Origin of the sequence: Rubripirellula reticaptiva (assembly GCF_007860175.1) — a bacterium.
Classification (GTDB): domain Bacteria; phylum Planctomycetota; class Planctomycetia; order Pirellulales; family Pirellulaceae; genus Rubripirellula; species Rubripirellula reticaptiva.
The window spans coordinates 1152086-1169669 of record NZ_SJPX01000002.1; the positions used below are offsets into that span (position 1 = coordinate 1152086).

Consider the following 17584-nt stretch of genomic DNA (forward strand, 5'->3'; position numbering starts at 1 on the left):
GGGACAGACAGACAACTCGATCGCAAGTCAACAAGATCTCGTTCAAGCGATTCAACAGAATGGTCCCGAATGGGCCAACAAACCCACGCTGGCAGATCCAACTAGATTCGGGCAACCGATTCTCTCCTTTGCAACTCTGCCTTCATGACAGGAAGTTCGCAGGGTTCGTCTCGCATCAAGCTCAACAAACCAGCCGCAGCGGCAACGCCAATTTCGTGCCCTGGCTGACGCACCGTCGTAAGCGGGGGAGTCACAAATGCGGACTCAGCCTGATCGTCAAAACCAATGATCGAGACATCCTCAGGGACTCGAATTCCGCTTCGCTGTAACGCCAAACGCGCGCCATAGGCAACCATGTCGTTAGCACAAAAAATCGCCGTGAACACCTTGCCTCGCATCAACAAAGAACTAACCGCCAAGATTCCCGACTGGGCCGAAAAGTTCCCTTCGATCACCAAATCAGGATCCAATTCAATCCCCGAATCCGCCAAAGCGTCGGCGTAGCCTTCGTATCGACGAATCGCATCCTGGTGATGTTTGATTCCGCGGACCAACGCGATGTCGCGATGCCCGAAGTCAATTAGGTGCTTGGTTGCCTCATATGCCGCCGCCCGATTGTCAACGTAAACGCACTGACCTTCCCAGCCGGGAAGCTCCTTGCCGATGACGATCGTCGGCAATCGCTTCCGCAACTGATCGAGATCCGACAGCGAGACGTCACCGCCAAGCAAAAGCAGCCCGTCGACTTTGCGACCGAGTACGGTCTGAATGACCTGCAACTCGGTTCCTTCTTCCCACTGTCCATCGACAAACAATGGAGAGTAGCCAGTGCCGGAAAAACCTTGAATCACACCCTGCATGATTGTGTCGTAGAACGGGCTACCAATTTTCTGAGTCACCACCCCGACAGTCATCGACCGGCCGCTAGCGAGGCTGCGAGCGAAAATATTCGGCTCGTACCCGAGCGACTCCATCGCTTCTAGCACAGTCGTGCGAGTCCGCTGGTTGACGATCGACTTGTCGTTGAGCACGCGCGAAACGGTACTCTTCGAAACGTTTGCTCGCTCAGCAATGTCACTGATTGTCGTGTTATTGAGCTTCATCAAACCGGCTTGCGAAAAGAGCGGGGAAGGTTCCGAACAGGCGGAAACCAAGTCACCTGTGCTCGACTGTACACCCAACCCCGCAATTATGCAACCGGTTTCTTAAAATTCACAAAAAAACTTCATTTCAACCAAAAACAACCCCCATGAAGTTGCAACCGGTTGCAAACGAATGTACTTTCGATGTCGATAACGGTGCCGTTAAGCACCGCTACGCTGCAACTGCTTGCAGCTTTGTGTCAAATTTCTCTTCATTCGACTGACCGGAGCACCGCCGAAGTGCCATATTCCGAGCCCAACGGTGCCACTGCGGCTGCGAAAACGGTGTCCAACGGTCAATTAAGCGTTGGGGAAAAGGTGGGCTACGGCCTGGGCGACACCGCTTCGAATTTGTACTGGAAGACTTTCGAGTTCTTTCTGGTGTACTTCTATACCGACGTCTTCGGCTTGACGGCCAAGTCGGCGGGCACGCTGATGTTGGTGACGCGGATCTGGGACGCGATCAACGACCCGTTCGTGGGTTACTTGTCGGACCGTACTCGTACGACCTGGGGTCGATTTCGCCCGTACTTGGTTTGGATGGCTTTACCGTTTGCGATCACTGGAACGCTGACGTTCTTCACGCCCGACCTGGGGCCGACCGGCAAACTGATCTACGCCTACGTCACGTACACATTGGTGATGATGATGTACACGGCGATCAACATCCCGTACGGCGCGCTGATGGGCGTGATCACTTCCAGTTCGATTGAACGAACCAGCGTGTCAACGTACCGGTTCATCGCTGCGTTTTGCGGCGGCATTGTGGTCCAGTACTGCACCCTGGGGATGGTGCGTTACTTTGGCGGCAGCGAAACAATCTTAGTCGACGGTGTCGAGAAAGAGATTGTGATCAACGAGCAGATGGGATTCTTCTGGACCATGCTGGTGTTCTCGGTCGCCGCTGTGATTCTGTTTTTGATCACGTTTGCAACGACCACCGAACGAGTCCAGCCAGCAACAGACGTGAAGTCAACGTTCCGCGCCGATTTAAAGTTTGTGCTCACCAACAACTTGCTGCACCAACTGATGCTCGGCGGCATCGCATTTCTTGCTTGCCTGGCAACTGCGTTCTCGGCATCGACGTTGATTCCGATCCTGGCCAGCTACGTGACCCTCAACTTGCTAATGCTGGGTGTTCGAAAATATGCGATTCATCGTTTTGCAGACTCCACCGAAGCGTCGACCTTTGAATCCGATTTCATAGACTTGCTTCACAACCGCCCTTGGATGGTATTGTTTGGATTCGGGCTACTGCAACTATCGGGCTTGTTCGTTCGCGGAGGCGCGATTCTGTACTACTTCAAGTACTACTGTGGCGATGCAGGCCTAGCGCCGAATTTCTGGGTGATCGGCAGTTTTGCTGCGATCGCAGGCATGCTGCTGACCAAACCGCTCACGCGAATCTTCGGCAAAAAGGCACTGATGATCGGATTGAATGCCGGTGTCGGCATCCTATGCGGTTGCTTTATTTTCCTAAAGCCAGACCAAGTCAACGCAATGCTTGCACTTCAAGTCGCTGGATCGTTTATCGGCGGCCCAATCCCCGTTTTGTTATGGGCGATGTATGCCGACACGGCTGACTATTCCGAATGGCGGACTCATCGCCGCGCGACGGGTTTAGTTTTCGCGGCTGCGACGTTCTCGCAAAAAATGGGCTGTGCAGTGGGCGCCGCAATGACCGGATTCGCGCTGGACTTTTACAGCTATTCGCAACCAATCGACGGAGTCGACCAGCTGCAATCCGACACAACCCTGAATGGCCTCTGCATGATGATGAGCGTGATCCCTGCGGGCTTTCTGTTGGCAGCGGCGGCTTGCATGCTGTTTTACAACATCAGCCACAGCCTTGAACAGCAAATTGAGGCGGACCTGCAAGCACGCAAGGCAACTGAACCGACTGTCGCTTAGCCTCCGTCCGCACCCAACTTGAATCGCAACCTACCAAGCGCTGACTCATGAATCACTTGGACCTCCGATTGCCTGCCACGATCGCCCCGAACCAACCATTCCCTAACGCAATGCAACACAGCGCAATGCAACACAATGCCATCGCAAACACCGAATCGGACAATCCCGTCATGGGCGAGTTCGTAACGATCGAGGACGCAGCATGGTACCGCATCACCAACAGCCATTTGATGCCTGAATTCTTCATGAGCATCGTCAGTTCAAGCGATCACTGGATGTTCATCTCTAGCAAGGGGGCACTGACCGCCGGACGCCAGAACGCAGACTCGGCGATGTTTCCCTATTATAGCGCCGACAAGATTGTCGACACCTCAGCCAGCACAGGTCCCAAAACTCTGCTGCGAATCAGCAAGCAAAACGGAGACGAAGTGCTTTGGGAACCATTTTCAGCTGCCCCCATTCGCGACGAAACTCGTGTGCAAAACTTGTACAAGAATGCGATTGGAAATCAAATCCGATTCGAAGAAGTCCACCACGAACTGGGATTGGTTTTTCGGTACACGTGGGCATCTGGGCATCAGTTCGGCTTCATACGACAGTGTGAGTTGCTTAACACGACCAACGAAACAATCCAGACAACCGTCACCGATGGACTGCAAAACCTATTGCCGAGCGGCCTCGGAAAAGACTTTCAACTTCGATTCAGCAACCTGGCAGACGCCTACAAAAAGAATGAACTCGAAAGCGAATGCGGGCTTGGCCTGTACTACCTCAGTTCCATCCCGACCGACCGCGCCGAACCCAACGAAGGACTAACAACATCGGTGGCTTGGCAACACGGACTCGACACCCCGGCGATCGCAATCAGCAACGATCAGTGGGAAAATATCCGCCGTGGTGATCAATTGAAAACCGAACGAGATGTCCGTGGACGCCGTGGCGCTTATTTCATTTCCAAGCAGTTGGAAACTGAGCCGCACCAGACGATTCGGTGGTCCATCGTTGCGGACGTAAATTATGACCACACCGACGTGACCAATTTGCGAGAAAAACTGCTCGAACAGACAAACCAAGCTGCCGATCACGGCACGGACATCGGCAAGCAAATTGCCGACGATATTTCTGAGAATGAAGCCCAGTTGTTAGAGATATTGTCGGCGACAGACGGACGGCAAATGGGCGAGAATCGTTCACGCATCCACCGGCACCAGTCCAGCGTGCTGTTCAACGTGATGCGGGGCGGATTCCCAGCGCGGGGCTATGAAGTCGACACAGCAGATTTCCGAAATCATGCTCGGCAACTCAATCGTACAGTCGCCCAACGATGCGAAACGTTTCTCGCAAATCTGCCGGAAACGATACGGATCGACAGACTGCAATCGGAAATCTTCCAAACCGGCGACCTGGATTTGATTCGAATCGCGTCGGAGTACTTGCCGCTGACGTTCAGCCGTCGGCACGGCGACCCCACACGTCCGTGGAACGAATTCTCGATCGACGTTTGGACCAAGGAGGGCAAACCGAATTTGACTTACCAAGGCAATTGGCGAGACATTTTTCAAAACTGGGAAGCACTGGCGGTCTCGTACCCTCAATTCGCTGTCAGCATGATCTTTCGCTTCGTCAACGCGTCGACGGCTGACGGCCACAATCCGTACCGAATCTCGAAAAATGGTTTCGACTGGGAAGTCCCTGATACCAATGACCCCTGGGCGAACATTGGATACTGGGGCGACCACCAGATCATCTATTTGCTGGAACTGCTAAAGCGCGGGCGTGCAATGACACCGTCTCGTCTGAACGATTGTTTGTCACAGCCAACTTGCACGTACGCCGACATTCCGTATCGAATTCGTTCGGCAGAATCTCTGTTCCAAGACCCTCAAACAACGATCGATTTCGACTTGGCACGAGCGGCGGAGATCGATCGCCGAGTGGAAGCGATTGGTAGCGACGGAACGCTACTGTGGCGAAACGGCCAAGAACCCTATCACGTCGAACTGATCGAAAAACTACTCGTTCCCGTGCTGGCCAAGCTCACTAACTTTGTGCCTGGCGGAGGCGTGTGGCTGAACACTCAGCGCCCCGAATGGAACGACGCCAACAACGCTTTGGTCGGTAATGGCCTATCGGTAGTAACCGCTTGCTACCTACGTCAGTACCTTAGCTTTCTGATCGATTGGTTTGAAAGCGACAAAGAATCTATCCCGGAGTCTGCAAACCTATCGCGTGAAGTTGCAGACTTGGCCGATCGAATCAACGAGATTGTGACGACTCACGCTAGCAGTTTCACAGGACCGATCAACGATGTCACACGACGTCAAATTTTGAATCAGCTGGCGAATGCAGGATCGGATTACCGAGCGAACTTGTACGCTGCCGGAATGTCTGGCGAAAAGACGGCAGTCCCGATCGAGTCCTTGGTCAAACTGCTGCAACGATCAAGAATCATGATCGACCACACGATCGCGTCAAATCGACGCGACGATGGCATGTACCACGCGTACAACCTAATGCATCTGAGTTCCGATAGCGCTGCGGTCATTCACCTCTATGAAATGCTCGAAGGTCAAGTTGCGGTACTCAGTAGCGGACTGCTGACAGCGGCCGAGTCGCTCTCAGTCCTTGACTCGCTTCGCGGCAGTCGGATGTACCGCGCCGATCAACAAAGCTACATGCTTTACCCCGACCGCGAGTTGCCGCGATTCCTGGACAAGAACCATGTCAGTCCCGAATCGGTGTTGCGATCGAAGCTTGTGCAGCAAATGCTGGCCGATGGAAATACAACTTTGGTTCGACGGGATGTGCTGGGCAACGTTCACTTCAACCGCAGTTTTTGCAACTCTGCGGATTTGATAGATGCGCTAGACACCTTGCGAACGACGCCCACGTATCGCGACCTAGCATCATCGGAACGCGACTTGTTAGTCGATATCTACGAAGACACATTCCAGCATCGCAGTTTTACAGGTCGCTCGGGCACGTTCTTTGGCTACGAAGGACTTGGGTCGATTTATTGGCACATGGTTTCAAAACTAGCGTTAGCTGTTATGAACTTGTGCGTGGAAGAGCGTGAAGCAAATCGCGGAGGCAGATCCCAGGCTCTGCCGGGCTTGCTGCAACACTATCGCGACATTTGTCGTGGCATCGGATCGACGAAGACGCCGTCCCAGTACGGCGCATTCCCATCCGACCCCTACTCACATTCTCCCGCCGGCGCCGGTGTCCAGCAACCTGGAATGACCGGGCAAGTGAAGGAAGACATTCTCTCGCGATGGTCCGAAATTGGGATCCGAATCAAGCATGGGCAACTGCGTTTTGATCCAATCTTTTTTGACATCACAGAACTCATGCAACACGATTCGTCGCTTGACTTCGTTGATGTCGGGGGAAACCGAAGCTCGCTGCCAGTTCCGACTGGATGCTTTGCCATGACGCTTTGCCAAGTTCCGATCGTCTATTGCCAAAGCGATCAACCTGGCATCACCGTCCATCGCTTAGACCAACCACAAGTGGTTCGCGACGATCTAGCGCTGACCACACCGGAGAGCGAATCGCTATTCGCTCGCCGCGGCGAAATCACTTTGATTGAAGTCCGATTCTGCCCTACCTGAGACTTACAAACACCTTCTTCGTTCGAACCATTCCCTCCGCTAACTTTAAAGCGAGTCATCTTGAAAAACACGAAACACCTTTCCAAAACGGTTTCCACCGGCGTCTTTGCCCTTGCGTTTGTGATTTCATCGGCGACAGCCCAAGACAAGGCCGCTTCGACGATCTCGCCGGCCAATCAAGCAAATGACAAGGCGAGAAAACTGGTTTGGAGCGACGAGTTTAACGGCACCTCCCTTGACTACAGCAAATGGGGCATCGAGGAGAACGCGTTTGGTGGCGGCAACCAAGAACTGCAAATCTATACCGACCGAAGCGAAAACGTCCGAGTCGAAGGCGGCAACCTAGTCTTAGAAGCTCGCCACGATAACGCTGGCATCAGCGGAACGACTCGCGAATACTCAGCCGGCCGAGTTCGCACGAAGAACCGTGGCGATTGGAAATACGGACGCATCGAAGTCCGTGCAAAACTACCCATTGGACAGGGAATCTGGCCGGCGATCTGGATGCTGCCGACTGACAACAAGTACGGTACCTGGGCATCGAGCGGTGAAATTGACATCATGGAATACCGCGGGCAAACGCCCAACGAAGTTCTGGGAACTTTGCACTATGGCGGCGTGTGGCCCAACAATACGCACACCGGCGCGAGCATGAAGCTAGACCAAGGCAACTTTTCGGACGACTTCCATACCTTTGCTATGGATTGGCAAGAAGGAAAAATCACGTGGTCCGTCGATGGAAAACCTTACCAAACCCAGACCAGTTGGACGTCCGCAGGCGGCGAATTCCCAGCCCCCTTTGACCAACGGTTCCACCTGTTGCTGAACTTGGCCGTCGGCGGCGGATTTGTCGGCGCCCCCGACGACTCCACATCGTTCCCACAACAGATGCTGATTGATTTCGTTCGTGTCTATCAATGAACACGCCTGCAATCAGCATCTTGATTCAGTCCAGAATTCAAGTCTACTGCTGACGCAGTGACGAAAAATTCTTCGCATCAGGGTGAGCTGGCAAAGTGGCTTTCCATTTTTTCAGCTCGCCTACGAGCTCTTTGACAACCGCCGGTTTGCTGTCGCTAAGATCGGTCGCTTCATAGGGATCAGCGACAATGTCATAGAGTTCAACGTAAGAAGAATCTTGGCTCGCCAACAGCTTCCAGTTCTTACTAACGACACAGAACGCAACCCAGTGGTAAGACTCAACTTGCCCCGGCTTCCCATGTCCGGACATTTTCCAAAATAGCGGTTTACTGCGTCCCAAGCTAGATTTCCCCGTCAACTCAGCAAGCTGGCCGATACCATCGGGCTGATATCCGCCGGGAAGTTCAACATCGGCGATATCACAAAAAGTTGGCAACAGGTCGACCGCCGAAATCATTAAATCGTTGTCAACTTTGCCTGCAGCAATTTTACCTGGCCAACGAGCGATGAACGGCACATTGATGCCGCCTTCGAACAAGGAAGCCTTGTAGCCTTTTCGTCCTGCCGTGATGCCTTTGGACGCTGCGATACCGAAACCGGCACCGGTTGCCGAATCGTATGTTAGGTCGAGAGCCGCCGACGACTTTGCTCGCGCCGGCCCATTGTCTGAGCTGAAAATGACGAGCGTATTGTCGACCAAGTCCAAACGTTCAAGCGCCTGCAAAACTTCGCCGATTCGATCGTCTGCGTGCGACAACACCGATGCATAGATTTCGTCATTTTCGCCGAGCCCGCTGTCACGGAATCGCCATCGATACTTTGGAACGACGTGAAACGGTGTGTGAGGTTCGTGAATCCACAGGTTGACAAAGAATGGCTTGCCAGCTTTTTGACTGTTTTCGATAAACGACACAGCGTTCGTCGCATCTTCGTGAACCGGCATTTGTTCGCCCGAACAATTAAAGGCACCATACGCGTCGTAACCGTAAACCGAAGGCGTCGGCGAATCGGGAATCATGTCGTTGGACAAATGCCACTTTCCAAAATGGCCTGTCGCATATCCCGCCGATTGCAATAGCCTCGGCATGGTTATCGCATTCGTGTCCAGCCAGTCAGGCATGTTCCGTTTTGCATTGCTGGGCACCCAGGCAAAGTGCCCATCGATATTGAACCGTGCCGGAAAATGTCCCGTCATGACCGCGGTTCGGCTCGGCGAACAAACTCCGCTAGCGACCGTGAACCGATGAAAGTCAGTACCCTCGCGAGCCAATCGATCGATATTCGGTGTTTTTACATAAGGATGTCCGTGACAACTCAGATCGCCCCAACCCCAGTCATCGGCAAAAATGAACAAAATATTCGGCTTGGTGGCCGCCGTTTCGGCGGCCCGCACAAGCGTCGAGCCAAAACACGTCAATAGGACGGCGATGAATGTGAAACGATTCACGGGTACTCTTTCTAGGTCAAAGGATTAAAGAACAGTGTGTATGCGACGCACCCCCAAGCGATGAAATGAGCTCTCGACTTACCTATTTCTGAGTCGGGTATCCGAGAGCATTTCCAACGACACATCGCATACGATAGGCGTGAGTCACGCACCTGATGATCTTAAATGCCGGGAGAGATCCGTTGTGATGCCGAGACCGTTTTTCTCGCATTTCACCAGTCTTCCTGCACCCCGACGATCACCGGTGATCCGGGACATTCCTGACAGCGATATGAATTTGGTTGATTGATGAAGCAAAGATATTTGGAACGCTGCATTGCAATCATCGGATGTATGCTTTGCGTCTTGCTGGGATGCGAGTCAAAATCGCCTGCTCCAATCGCTGAACAGGGACACGCGAGCGTTGCTGCGTCCAAAGATTCACCGGCGGCGGATCCACTTGTTCAGTTGCGTTTAGCCGTTGCGGCAAACGATTGGCCCACGGCTTGGGATTTGGCACGTCCGGTGCTGGTCAGCCATCCGGGCGAAGTGGCTGTCATGGTCGAAGTCGCCCAAGTCGCCTACAGAACTGACCACAAAAACTTTGCAGTCGACCTGCTGTTGGACGCGACGAAGATCGACCAGTACGCCGACCAATCGCTGGTCAATCGCGCAGTGATCGCAATGATCGATGCTGGCGACATGTTTCGCGCGATCGATTTGCTTGAGCTAGCCGTAGAAAAGTATCCCGAGCGTCCTGTGTTGCGACGATTGCTTTTTGATCTGCTGGTGGGTGCCGAATATCGTGACCGCGCGGCTCGGCATGGACGCGTTCTGGTGACACAGCGCGCCTTTGACTTTCCGCTGTTGCTTTCACTCGACAACCATCATCGCCGGATGGAGGACAATGGCCCGATGAAGATCATCTTCAAACGGAGTGCGGATGATCGGCGAGTTTTGATTGGAACGGCACGAACGGAGTTTGACGACTCGGACTACTTGAAGTCCGCCGAGAGCTGCGAGTTGATTCTTGCGACGTATCCGGACTTCGTGCCCGCGCGAGACCTATACGGTCGATCGCTGGCGAATTCGAAACAATGGAAACCGCTTGCACGATGGCTAAAGACCAACATCGTCTCGCAAGACAATTCGGTTGAAAAGTCTTGGTCCGATTGGTTAACGCTAGGCGATTTGCATCGGCAAAACGGCGACGCCCCACGTGCCAGGCGTGCTTTCTGGGAAGCGGCAAAGATATCCAGCGACAACGCTCTGGTTTGGGCGAAGCTCGCCGAGGTGTTACCAAACGAATCGGCGGTGGTGGAAAAAGCTCGGTTGCTTTTCAAGCTTCGACAATCGTACAGCGAGTTTGCCAGAGGTGATCAAGCGACAGCAACGACCGACACTCTACGCCACGTGATTTCAATCGCCGAAATTTTGAAACAAGACTGTCGACTCTGGCTCGCCGAAGCATGGGCGGCCAAGGCGCAGACGCTACGGCCACCACCCGAACTGCTGACAACCAATGCGGAAAAAAGCTCTCTCGATGAATACAACGCATGGCACGAAAAAGTCGTGACGCTGCGTCAGTCTTTGGTCAGCGATTTACGCAAGAACACGCCATGGCAAACGACGCCGCTGATGTTGTCGCTCGATCTTGATACAGAGAGCGATCCGCTATCAATGGGTGCTGCGATGGCAGAAAACACAAGGGCAACCAACGCCGCAGCCAAACGGGCCCCAGCAAAGATCGCGAAGCCAAACGCTGAATTGTTGGTCGATCTACGCGATGAAGCCGGTCAGCGAGGAATACACTTTCAGGGCCGAACCGCAGAACATTTAGACGAGCCTGGCATCGCGTTTTACGCGACGCTCGGATGCGGAGGAGGCACGATCGACTTTGATCTTGATGGATGGCAAGACCTGTACTTGATGGCTGCGGGAGGCCGACCGGGCCAAGACGATTCGGTTGCGAATGCAATGTTTCGGAACCTTGACGGCACCTATCAATCAGCCACGACGTCGACCGGAACCGGCGATATGGGTTTTGGCCAGGGTGTCTCGGTCGGTGACATCAACAGCGACGGGTTCCCCGACCTGCTACTGCTCAACTACGGCAAAAACCGTATCCTCGTTAATAACGGCGACGGTACCTTCACGGACCAATCACGGCGATGGCTTCCCGATTCCTCATGGTGCTGGTCAACGAGTGGCGCGATCGCCGACCTTGATCTCGACGGGATTCCAGATGTTTTTGTGGTCAACTACTGCGCCGGAACGGATCCTATCGACCGGGTTTGCGGTGGCAGAACGCAGAACGACGAAACCACATCGATCCCCTCGCATCGAGCATGCTCACCCGCCGCTTTCAGCGGACAGCCCGACGAAGTCCTGCTTGGACAACCGGACGGCCGATTACAACCGATCGGCGAATCAGAACGCGGGGATCTTGCCGTTGCTGACCGAGGACTCGGCTTGGTGATCGGCCAGCTTGACGACCAAGCCGGGCTGGAAGTTTTTGTCGCCAACGATATGAGCTTGAATCACTTTTTTCCAATCCCGGCCCGAACAGATCGCAAACGTGAGCTCCCCATCATGGACGCAGCAATATCGCGGGGCCTGGCAGGCGATTCGCAACAATCAGCCCTTGGATCCATGGGGATCGCGGCGGGCGATCTTGATCGTGACGGCGACCTTGACTTCTATGTCACCAACTTCGCTTTTGAATCGAATACGCTTCATCTTCAGGATTCATCGCGGGCTTGGATCGACAACACGTTCGCATCTGGATTGCTGAACGTGACGCGTCCGTTGGTCGGCTTTGGGACTCAATTCGTTGACTTGGACAATGACGGCTGGGAAGAAATCGTCGTGACCAACGGGCATGTCGATTTCTATTCGGCCAATCCCGCGGACGCTTTTTATGCACAGCCGATGCAGATTTACCAAAGGTCCGAACTATCGACTTACGCACAACCGCCAATCCGAAATAAAGATGTGCCCAACGACGATGGATACTTGTCGCAAAACCATGTTGGGCGTGCACTGTGGACGACGGATGTCAACAGAGACGACCGAGTTGATTTGGTGATCACCCACCAAACTGAACCGGTCGCGGTTCTGATCAACCACACTGAACCGATCCACAAATCCGTCAGTTTCGAATTGCGAGGGACGGTTGGCTGTCGCGATGCGGTTGGGTCGATTGTCGAACTTGAATCCGGTGATCATCGCGAACGAAAATCGCTGGTGGCTGGCGACGGATTTCTGTGCCAAAACGAAAATGTGATCCGCTTTACTTTGCCCAGCGAAACAACGATTGACGAAGCCCCGATTACGGTTTTCGTGACATGGCCGAATGGCAAACGGCAACCATTCGACTGTTCAGATTCGGCAACGTCTTGGCTGCTGGTCGAAAATTCGGACGCGTTCGGCTTCGCATCGCCAGATACACTCAACCAAACATCCGGACAGTAATCTTTTCGATAACCCAATCAGCGAAAACCCTTCCACTCCCATTTGGTAAAATCCGTATGACGCGTCGTTCGCTCACTCCGCTGTTTTGCACCGCGTCTAGGTTCGCCGCGGCATTGTTGCTGGGAATCATCTCAAGCACCGGATCGCTTGCAATCGCAGCCGAGCGGCCCAACATTGTGTTGCTACTAGCCGACGACCTTGGTTGGACCGGACTGGGTTGCTACGGTAGCGATTTTTACGAGACACCTAATCTGGATGCTTTAGCCCAGCGAGGCGTCAAATTCACCAATGCTTACGCCGCTTGTACCGTTTGCTCGCCAACACGCGCGTCGATCATGACGGGCCAGTATCCTGCGCGACTGCATTTAACCGACTTCATCGCCGGCCAGTTTCGACCTCACGCTAAACTCCTCATTCCTGACTGGACAAAGCGGCTCGGATCCGAGCACATCACGATTGCCGAAGTTCTAAAAAACGCAGGCTACCGGACGGGGCACATCGGCAAATGGCATTTGAATGGGCGCGGCGCCGAAGCGGACGGCACGATGCCCACGGACCAAGGCTTCGACGTCTCATTTGAACGACCGCCTGGATCGAAAGGCTACTTGCTAAAACAGCCTTCGACAGGGGAATCCCAATCGAGTTACCTGACCGATTTGTTGACTGACCAAGCTTGTGAGTTCATCGACGAATCGAAATCCGATCCGTTCTTCCTGTACTTCGCCTACAACGTTCCCCATACGCCAATCGATGGACGCCGCGATCTGGTCAAGCAGTTCAATGACAAGCTTGATACGAAGGCGAAGCACAACAACCCCAGTTACGCCGCCATGGTCGCCAGCCTCGACCAAAGTGCTGGTCGTATCGTTGCCCAGTTGGACAAAAACGGCCTTACCGAAAACACGGTGATCGTGTTCTACAGCGACAACGGCGGACTAACCCAAAGGAATGGGCAAGCAACTGGCTTCACTGACAACACGCCTTTGCGACGCGGCAAGGGCTCCGCTTACGAAGGTGGCGTGCGCGTTCCGGCGGTCGTACATTGGCCAGGCGTCACGAGTCCCAGCACCGTCTGTGACACTCCGATCATCACGATGGATTTGTTTCCTACCTTTCAAGAAATGGCCGGTGTCCAACCGGATTCTCAGGCGGTATCAGACGGCACAAGTTTGGTCACGCTGCTGCGCACACCTGCGACCAATATCGATCGAGACATGTTTTGGCACTATCCCCATTACCATGCGGGCGGTGACAGTCCTTACAGCGCAATTCGCTCGGGAGAGTTCCGGCTCATTGAATTTCACGAAGACAACCGAATCGAACTTTACAACCTCCCCGCCGACATTAGCGAACGACATGACCTGGCTGCATCACTGCCAGAAAAAGCCCAGCAACTGCAAACCAAGTTGCATCAGTGGCAAAAATCCGTGGGGGCCCAATTTCCGACCGCCAATCCCAAATACTCTTCCGCTCGAGAAACCGAAGTCGCAGGGCAAAAGTGATTCGAGCTACGCCGAAACATCGCTTTTGCCGACGGCGACTTGTTTCCGTTCATCATTTCATTGGGTCAACCAAAGCGAAGTCGGCCCTCTCTTGACAACCGCCACTCTTGAAGCTGACTTCGACGATATCCGACTCTTTGCAACCGCAGTATCGAAGCCCTCATCGTTTGCATTTGTCTTTGTAGCTAAAGCGTTCGTATTTGGACGACGGAAAGCTCAAGCTCAAAACTCCGATCACATCGAGCCAAAACGTAAGGATGGAGCGCAGAGATAAGTACTGAGGATGAAAAACTTGCATCCGTTTCGCTGATCGGAGACGATTAAGTTGTGAAGGAAAACACCTTCCGATTTCTCTTCTCTGTTAAGTGTGGTTCCATGCAAGTTCGAATGACAACTCTGCTGTTGGCTGTGGCTACCTTCGCCAGTGCAACGGTGGTGCCAACGGCTTGGGCACAATTTGATCCGTTTGGAGACCCGGCAGCCGATCCGTTCGGTAGTTCGACTGTCGCGCCGCAACAAACGCCCCAACCCAAACAACGGAGCCCCCGTCAAACGCGATCAACCGATGCGATTAAAACCATCACTGCCGGCCACAACATCAACACGCACGCCAGCGGTCAACCTGGCATCTATGTTGCGATTGTCAATGACAGTGAAACGGAAAAACGGATTCTTGCGGCGCTGAAGTCTGAGACGACACAGTCATTTATCGATACGCCGCTGAACGAGGCGATGCGAGTGTTATCACAAGCCCACGACATTCCCATTGTGATCGACCAACTTGCGCTCGAGGAGATCGGCATTGCGTCAGACGTGCCAATCAATCTCTCGCTTAAGAATGTTTCACTGCACAGCTTCCTTCGATTGCTGCTTCGTGCCAATAATTTGACCTATATGATCGAAGACGAAGTCATGCAAATCACAACCATTGAACGTGTCGAAATGAATCTCGGCACACGGATGTACCGTTTGCCCGCCAGCTTAATCAAGAAATCGGACAAGGTATTGGTGGTGTTGCAATCAACCATCGTTCCCGACACTTGGGCCGTTTTAGGTGGACCGTCGACCGCGACCGCACTTGATCATGTCTTGATCATTTCAACAACGAAAGATGTGCATATTCAGGTCGAAGACTTCCTAAACACGCTGATCCAAACGTACGGTGAATAACTCAAACGCAATCTGTTTGGTTTCGGGTAATCGACAACTCCGACGCGAACGACTGTTCACGGTAAAACAAGCTGAATCAAGAAAAAAACGTGTGATCGAATTTGTGTGCCGGACGTTTCCAGCTAAGAACTGCACGACAGCATCGAGCAGCCGACCTTGTGCCGAGCCCAGTCCGGACGTTTTGCAAACCACTGTTCGTTGTCGGTCTGTTCATCATAGGGATGACGCAGCATCTCGTACAATTCGCCGATCAATGATGGGTCTCCGCTGCCCGCTTTGTCGATCGCAAGTTGCGCCATGTAGTTACGCAGCACATACTTGGGATTGACCAAGTTCATGCGTTTCGCACGTTCTTCGTCAGTGACCGTCGTTTGACTGAGGCGATGCAGATAACGTTCAAACCAACTTCGCCACCGCTGCAGTGTCTCGCCGACAAGCTCTTCGGGTTGGTAGAACGCGCCCATCACCGGAGCTAAGAACTCGCTTCCCCCATCAAGCGAATGATTGGCTGGCACACGGGCCAGACACCGGAAAAAGATCGTCATGTCGGTCTCGGTCAATTGCAGCGTGGACTCCAACTCGGCCAACATCGCAGAGTCGCCTTCGCCAACGTTGTCCAAGCCAATCTTCGAACCAAGCATCACGTCATAGGAGTGCTCGTACTGCTGGACAGCTTGGTTGAGTGCGTCTTGCAACGGTTCGGCGTCCTCGGTCAGTGGATAGATGGCATTTGCCAATTGCACCAGATTCCAGAACACGATTTGTGGTTGGTTCCCAAAACGATAACGACCTTGCCCGGCGTCAGTCGTGTTTGGGGTCCAGTCTTGGTCGTAGCCTTCCAGCCAACCGTAGGGTCCATAGTCAATCGTCTCGCCGTGGATCGACATGTTGTCGGTGTTCATGACACCGTGCACGAACCCGACGCGTTGCCAGTCAATGACCATGTCGATCGTGCGGCGAGCGACTTCCGCAAAGAACCGGCTGTAACGATCATCGCCAGCCTCGATCGTTGGAAAGTAGTGTTTGATCGTATAATCGGTCAGTCGACGCAGCGAATCGAGATCACCGCGTGAAGCGAAGATCTGGAAGTTGCCGAAGCGGATAAAACTGGCCGCAACACGGCACACGACTGCCCCAGGTTCGTTCGCAGGATTCCCGTCATACATCACGTCGCGCGTCACACTGTCACCCGTCGTGATCAGGGACAGCGACCGCGTCGTGGGCACGCCCAGATGATGCATCGCCTCGCTGCACAAGTGTTCGCGCAGCGACGAACGAAGCACCGCTAGTCCATCGGCGGTACGCGAATAGGGTGTTTCGCCGGCTCCCTTCAATTGCAAGGTCCAGCGTTTTCCCGCGTGCGAAACTTCGGCCAAATTGATCGCACGACCATCACCAAGCTGACCAGCCCAATTGCCGAACTGGTGACCGCCATAGCACATCGCGTATGGCCTCGCACCATCGGGCACTCGTGCACCGCTGAATGTTTCAAGAAACTCTTTCGAGTCCACGTCATCCGCTGACAAACCAATCAGCTCTGCAACATCCGGCGCCACATGCAACAAGCGAGGTGCGGTTGGAACCCGCGGCGTTACCGATGAGAACGCAGCATCATGCACTTGCCGGCGGCGGTTCGATGAATCCGTGTCGGCAGGTAGTTCGACATTGAAATGGTCGTCTAAATTCAGTTTCATGGTTGCCAATGGTTCTCGCTAAAATCGCCCGGCGATTCAGTGGATGCGTTGCCGCGCCGATCTTGATCGCCCTTACTTTGTCGATTCGGTTCGTTTAGGTAGCACCCAATCTTTGCGAGGGAAGTGACAGGTGTAACCGCCCGGCGTTCGCAACAAATAATCTTGATGCTCGGCTTCAGCTTCCCAAAAATCGCTGACCGGCTCGACTTCGGTGACAACCTTTCCTGGCCACAGACCCGACGCGTTCACATCCTGGATCGTGTCCAAGGCGACTGCTTTTTGATCTTCACTGGTGTAGTAGATCGCCGACCGGTACGACGTGCCGCGATCATTACCTTGACGGTTCTTGGTTGTCGGGTCATGGATTTGAAAGAAGAACGCTAGCATCTTGCGAAAGTCAGTCTTGGTGGGGTCATAGACCACTTCGATCGCTTCTGCGTGAGTCCCATGATTTCGATAGGTTGCATTCGGCACGTCGCCGCCAGTGTAGCCAACCCGAGTCGAAATGACTCCGGGCAGCTTTCGGAACAAATCTTCCATTCCCCAGAAACATCCACCCGCCAATACAGCTCGCTCTGTCATCGGATCATTACCTTTCTCGCTCGTTAAGACGAAATCAAAATTTTGTTTGCACAGTCCATTGACGCCACTCATTGCTGCGTCGGCATGAACCTAGAAGTCATTGAAAACAACTTGCTCCTTCTTGTCGATGATCTACCCCAAGGCATTC

Annotated in this window: 10 protein-coding genes; 6 read left to right on the top strand and 4 right to left on the bottom strand. The window is 53.6% G+C overall.

Going from position 1 to position 17584, the window contains the following annotated elements:
• Window positions 1-101: 101 nt before the first annotated feature.
• A complete protein-coding gene (locus Poly59_RS10555; protein ID WP_146534012.1) occupies window positions 102-1103 on the bottom strand; it encodes a LacI family DNA-binding transcriptional regulator in 1002 nt (333 codons plus the stop codon).
• Window positions 1104-1382: 279 nt separating this feature from the next.
• Between Poly59_RS10555 and Poly59_RS10560 the strand changes: the two genes are divergently transcribed.
• From Poly59_RS10560 to Poly59_RS10570, 3 genes are read left to right on the top strand one after another with little or no spacing between them, the layout of a single operon-like run.
• On the top strand, window positions 1383-3053 hold the full coding sequence (locus Poly59_RS10560; RefSeq protein WP_246151535.1) for an MFS transporter: 1671 nt from the start codon (window positions 1383-1385) through the stop codon (window positions 3051-3053).
• A 47-nt stretch (window positions 3054-3100) separates the two neighbouring features.
• Window positions 3101-6667 (top strand): hypothetical protein, encoded by a 3567-nt coding sequence (locus Poly59_RS10565; RefSeq protein WP_246151536.1) that lies wholly within the window; start codon window positions 3101-3103, stop codon window positions 6665-6667.
• Window positions 6668-6727: 60 nt separating this feature from the next.
• Window positions 6728-7588 (top strand): glycoside hydrolase family 16 protein, encoded by an 861-nt coding sequence (locus Poly59_RS10570; protein ID WP_186776156.1) that lies wholly within the window; start codon window positions 6728-6730, stop codon window positions 7586-7588.
• A 43-nt stretch (window positions 7589-7631) separates the two neighbouring features.
• Here the strand turns inward: Poly59_RS10570 and Poly59_RS10575 are convergent, their stop codons facing one another.
• The gene (locus tag Poly59_RS10575) at window positions 7632-9017 is read right to left on the bottom strand and encodes a sulfatase family protein (protein WP_390621463.1); all 1386 of its coding nucleotides are present in this window, start codon (window positions 9015-9017) and stop codon (window positions 7632-7634) included.
• A 306-nt stretch (window positions 9018-9323) separates the two neighbouring features.
• Here Poly59_RS10575 and Poly59_RS10580 point away from each other — a divergent pair, with 306 nt between their 5' ends.
• From Poly59_RS10580 to Poly59_RS10590, 3 genes are all read left to right on the top strand, one after another.
• Window positions 9324-12488: an FG-GAP-like repeat-containing protein gene (locus Poly59_RS10580; RefSeq protein ID WP_146534016.1), complete on the top strand. Its 3165-nt coding sequence runs from the start codon at window positions 9324-9326 to the stop codon at window positions 12486-12488.
• A gap of 56 nt (window positions 12489-12544) precedes the next feature.
• A complete protein-coding gene (locus Poly59_RS10585) occupies window positions 12545-13990 on the top strand; it encodes a sulfatase (protein WP_186776157.1) in 1446 nt (481 codons plus the stop codon).
• A gap of 375 nt (window positions 13991-14365) precedes the next feature.
• Window positions 14366-15160 carry a hypothetical protein gene (locus Poly59_RS10590; protein WP_186776158.1) on the top strand — a complete coding sequence of 265 codons (795 nt, stop codon included), beginning with the start codon at window positions 14366-14368 and terminating at the stop codon, window positions 15158-15160.
• Window positions 15161-15282: 122 nt separating this feature from the next.
• On the opposite strand, the gene Poly59_RS10595 is transcribed toward Poly59_RS10590, so the two are convergent.
• Window positions 15283-16854 carry a protein adenylyltransferase SelO gene (locus tag Poly59_RS10595; protein WP_146534019.1) on the bottom strand — a complete coding sequence of 524 codons (1572 nt, stop codon included), beginning with the start codon at window positions 16852-16854 and terminating at the stop codon, window positions 15283-15285.
• Window positions 16855-16926: 72 nt separating this feature from the next.
• Entirely contained in the window at window positions 16927-17436 is a 510-nt protein-coding gene (gene msrA, locus Poly59_RS10600; protein ID WP_146534020.1) for a peptide-methionine (S)-S-oxide reductase MsrA, read from the bottom strand.
• Window positions 17437-17584 lie beyond the last annotated feature (148 nt).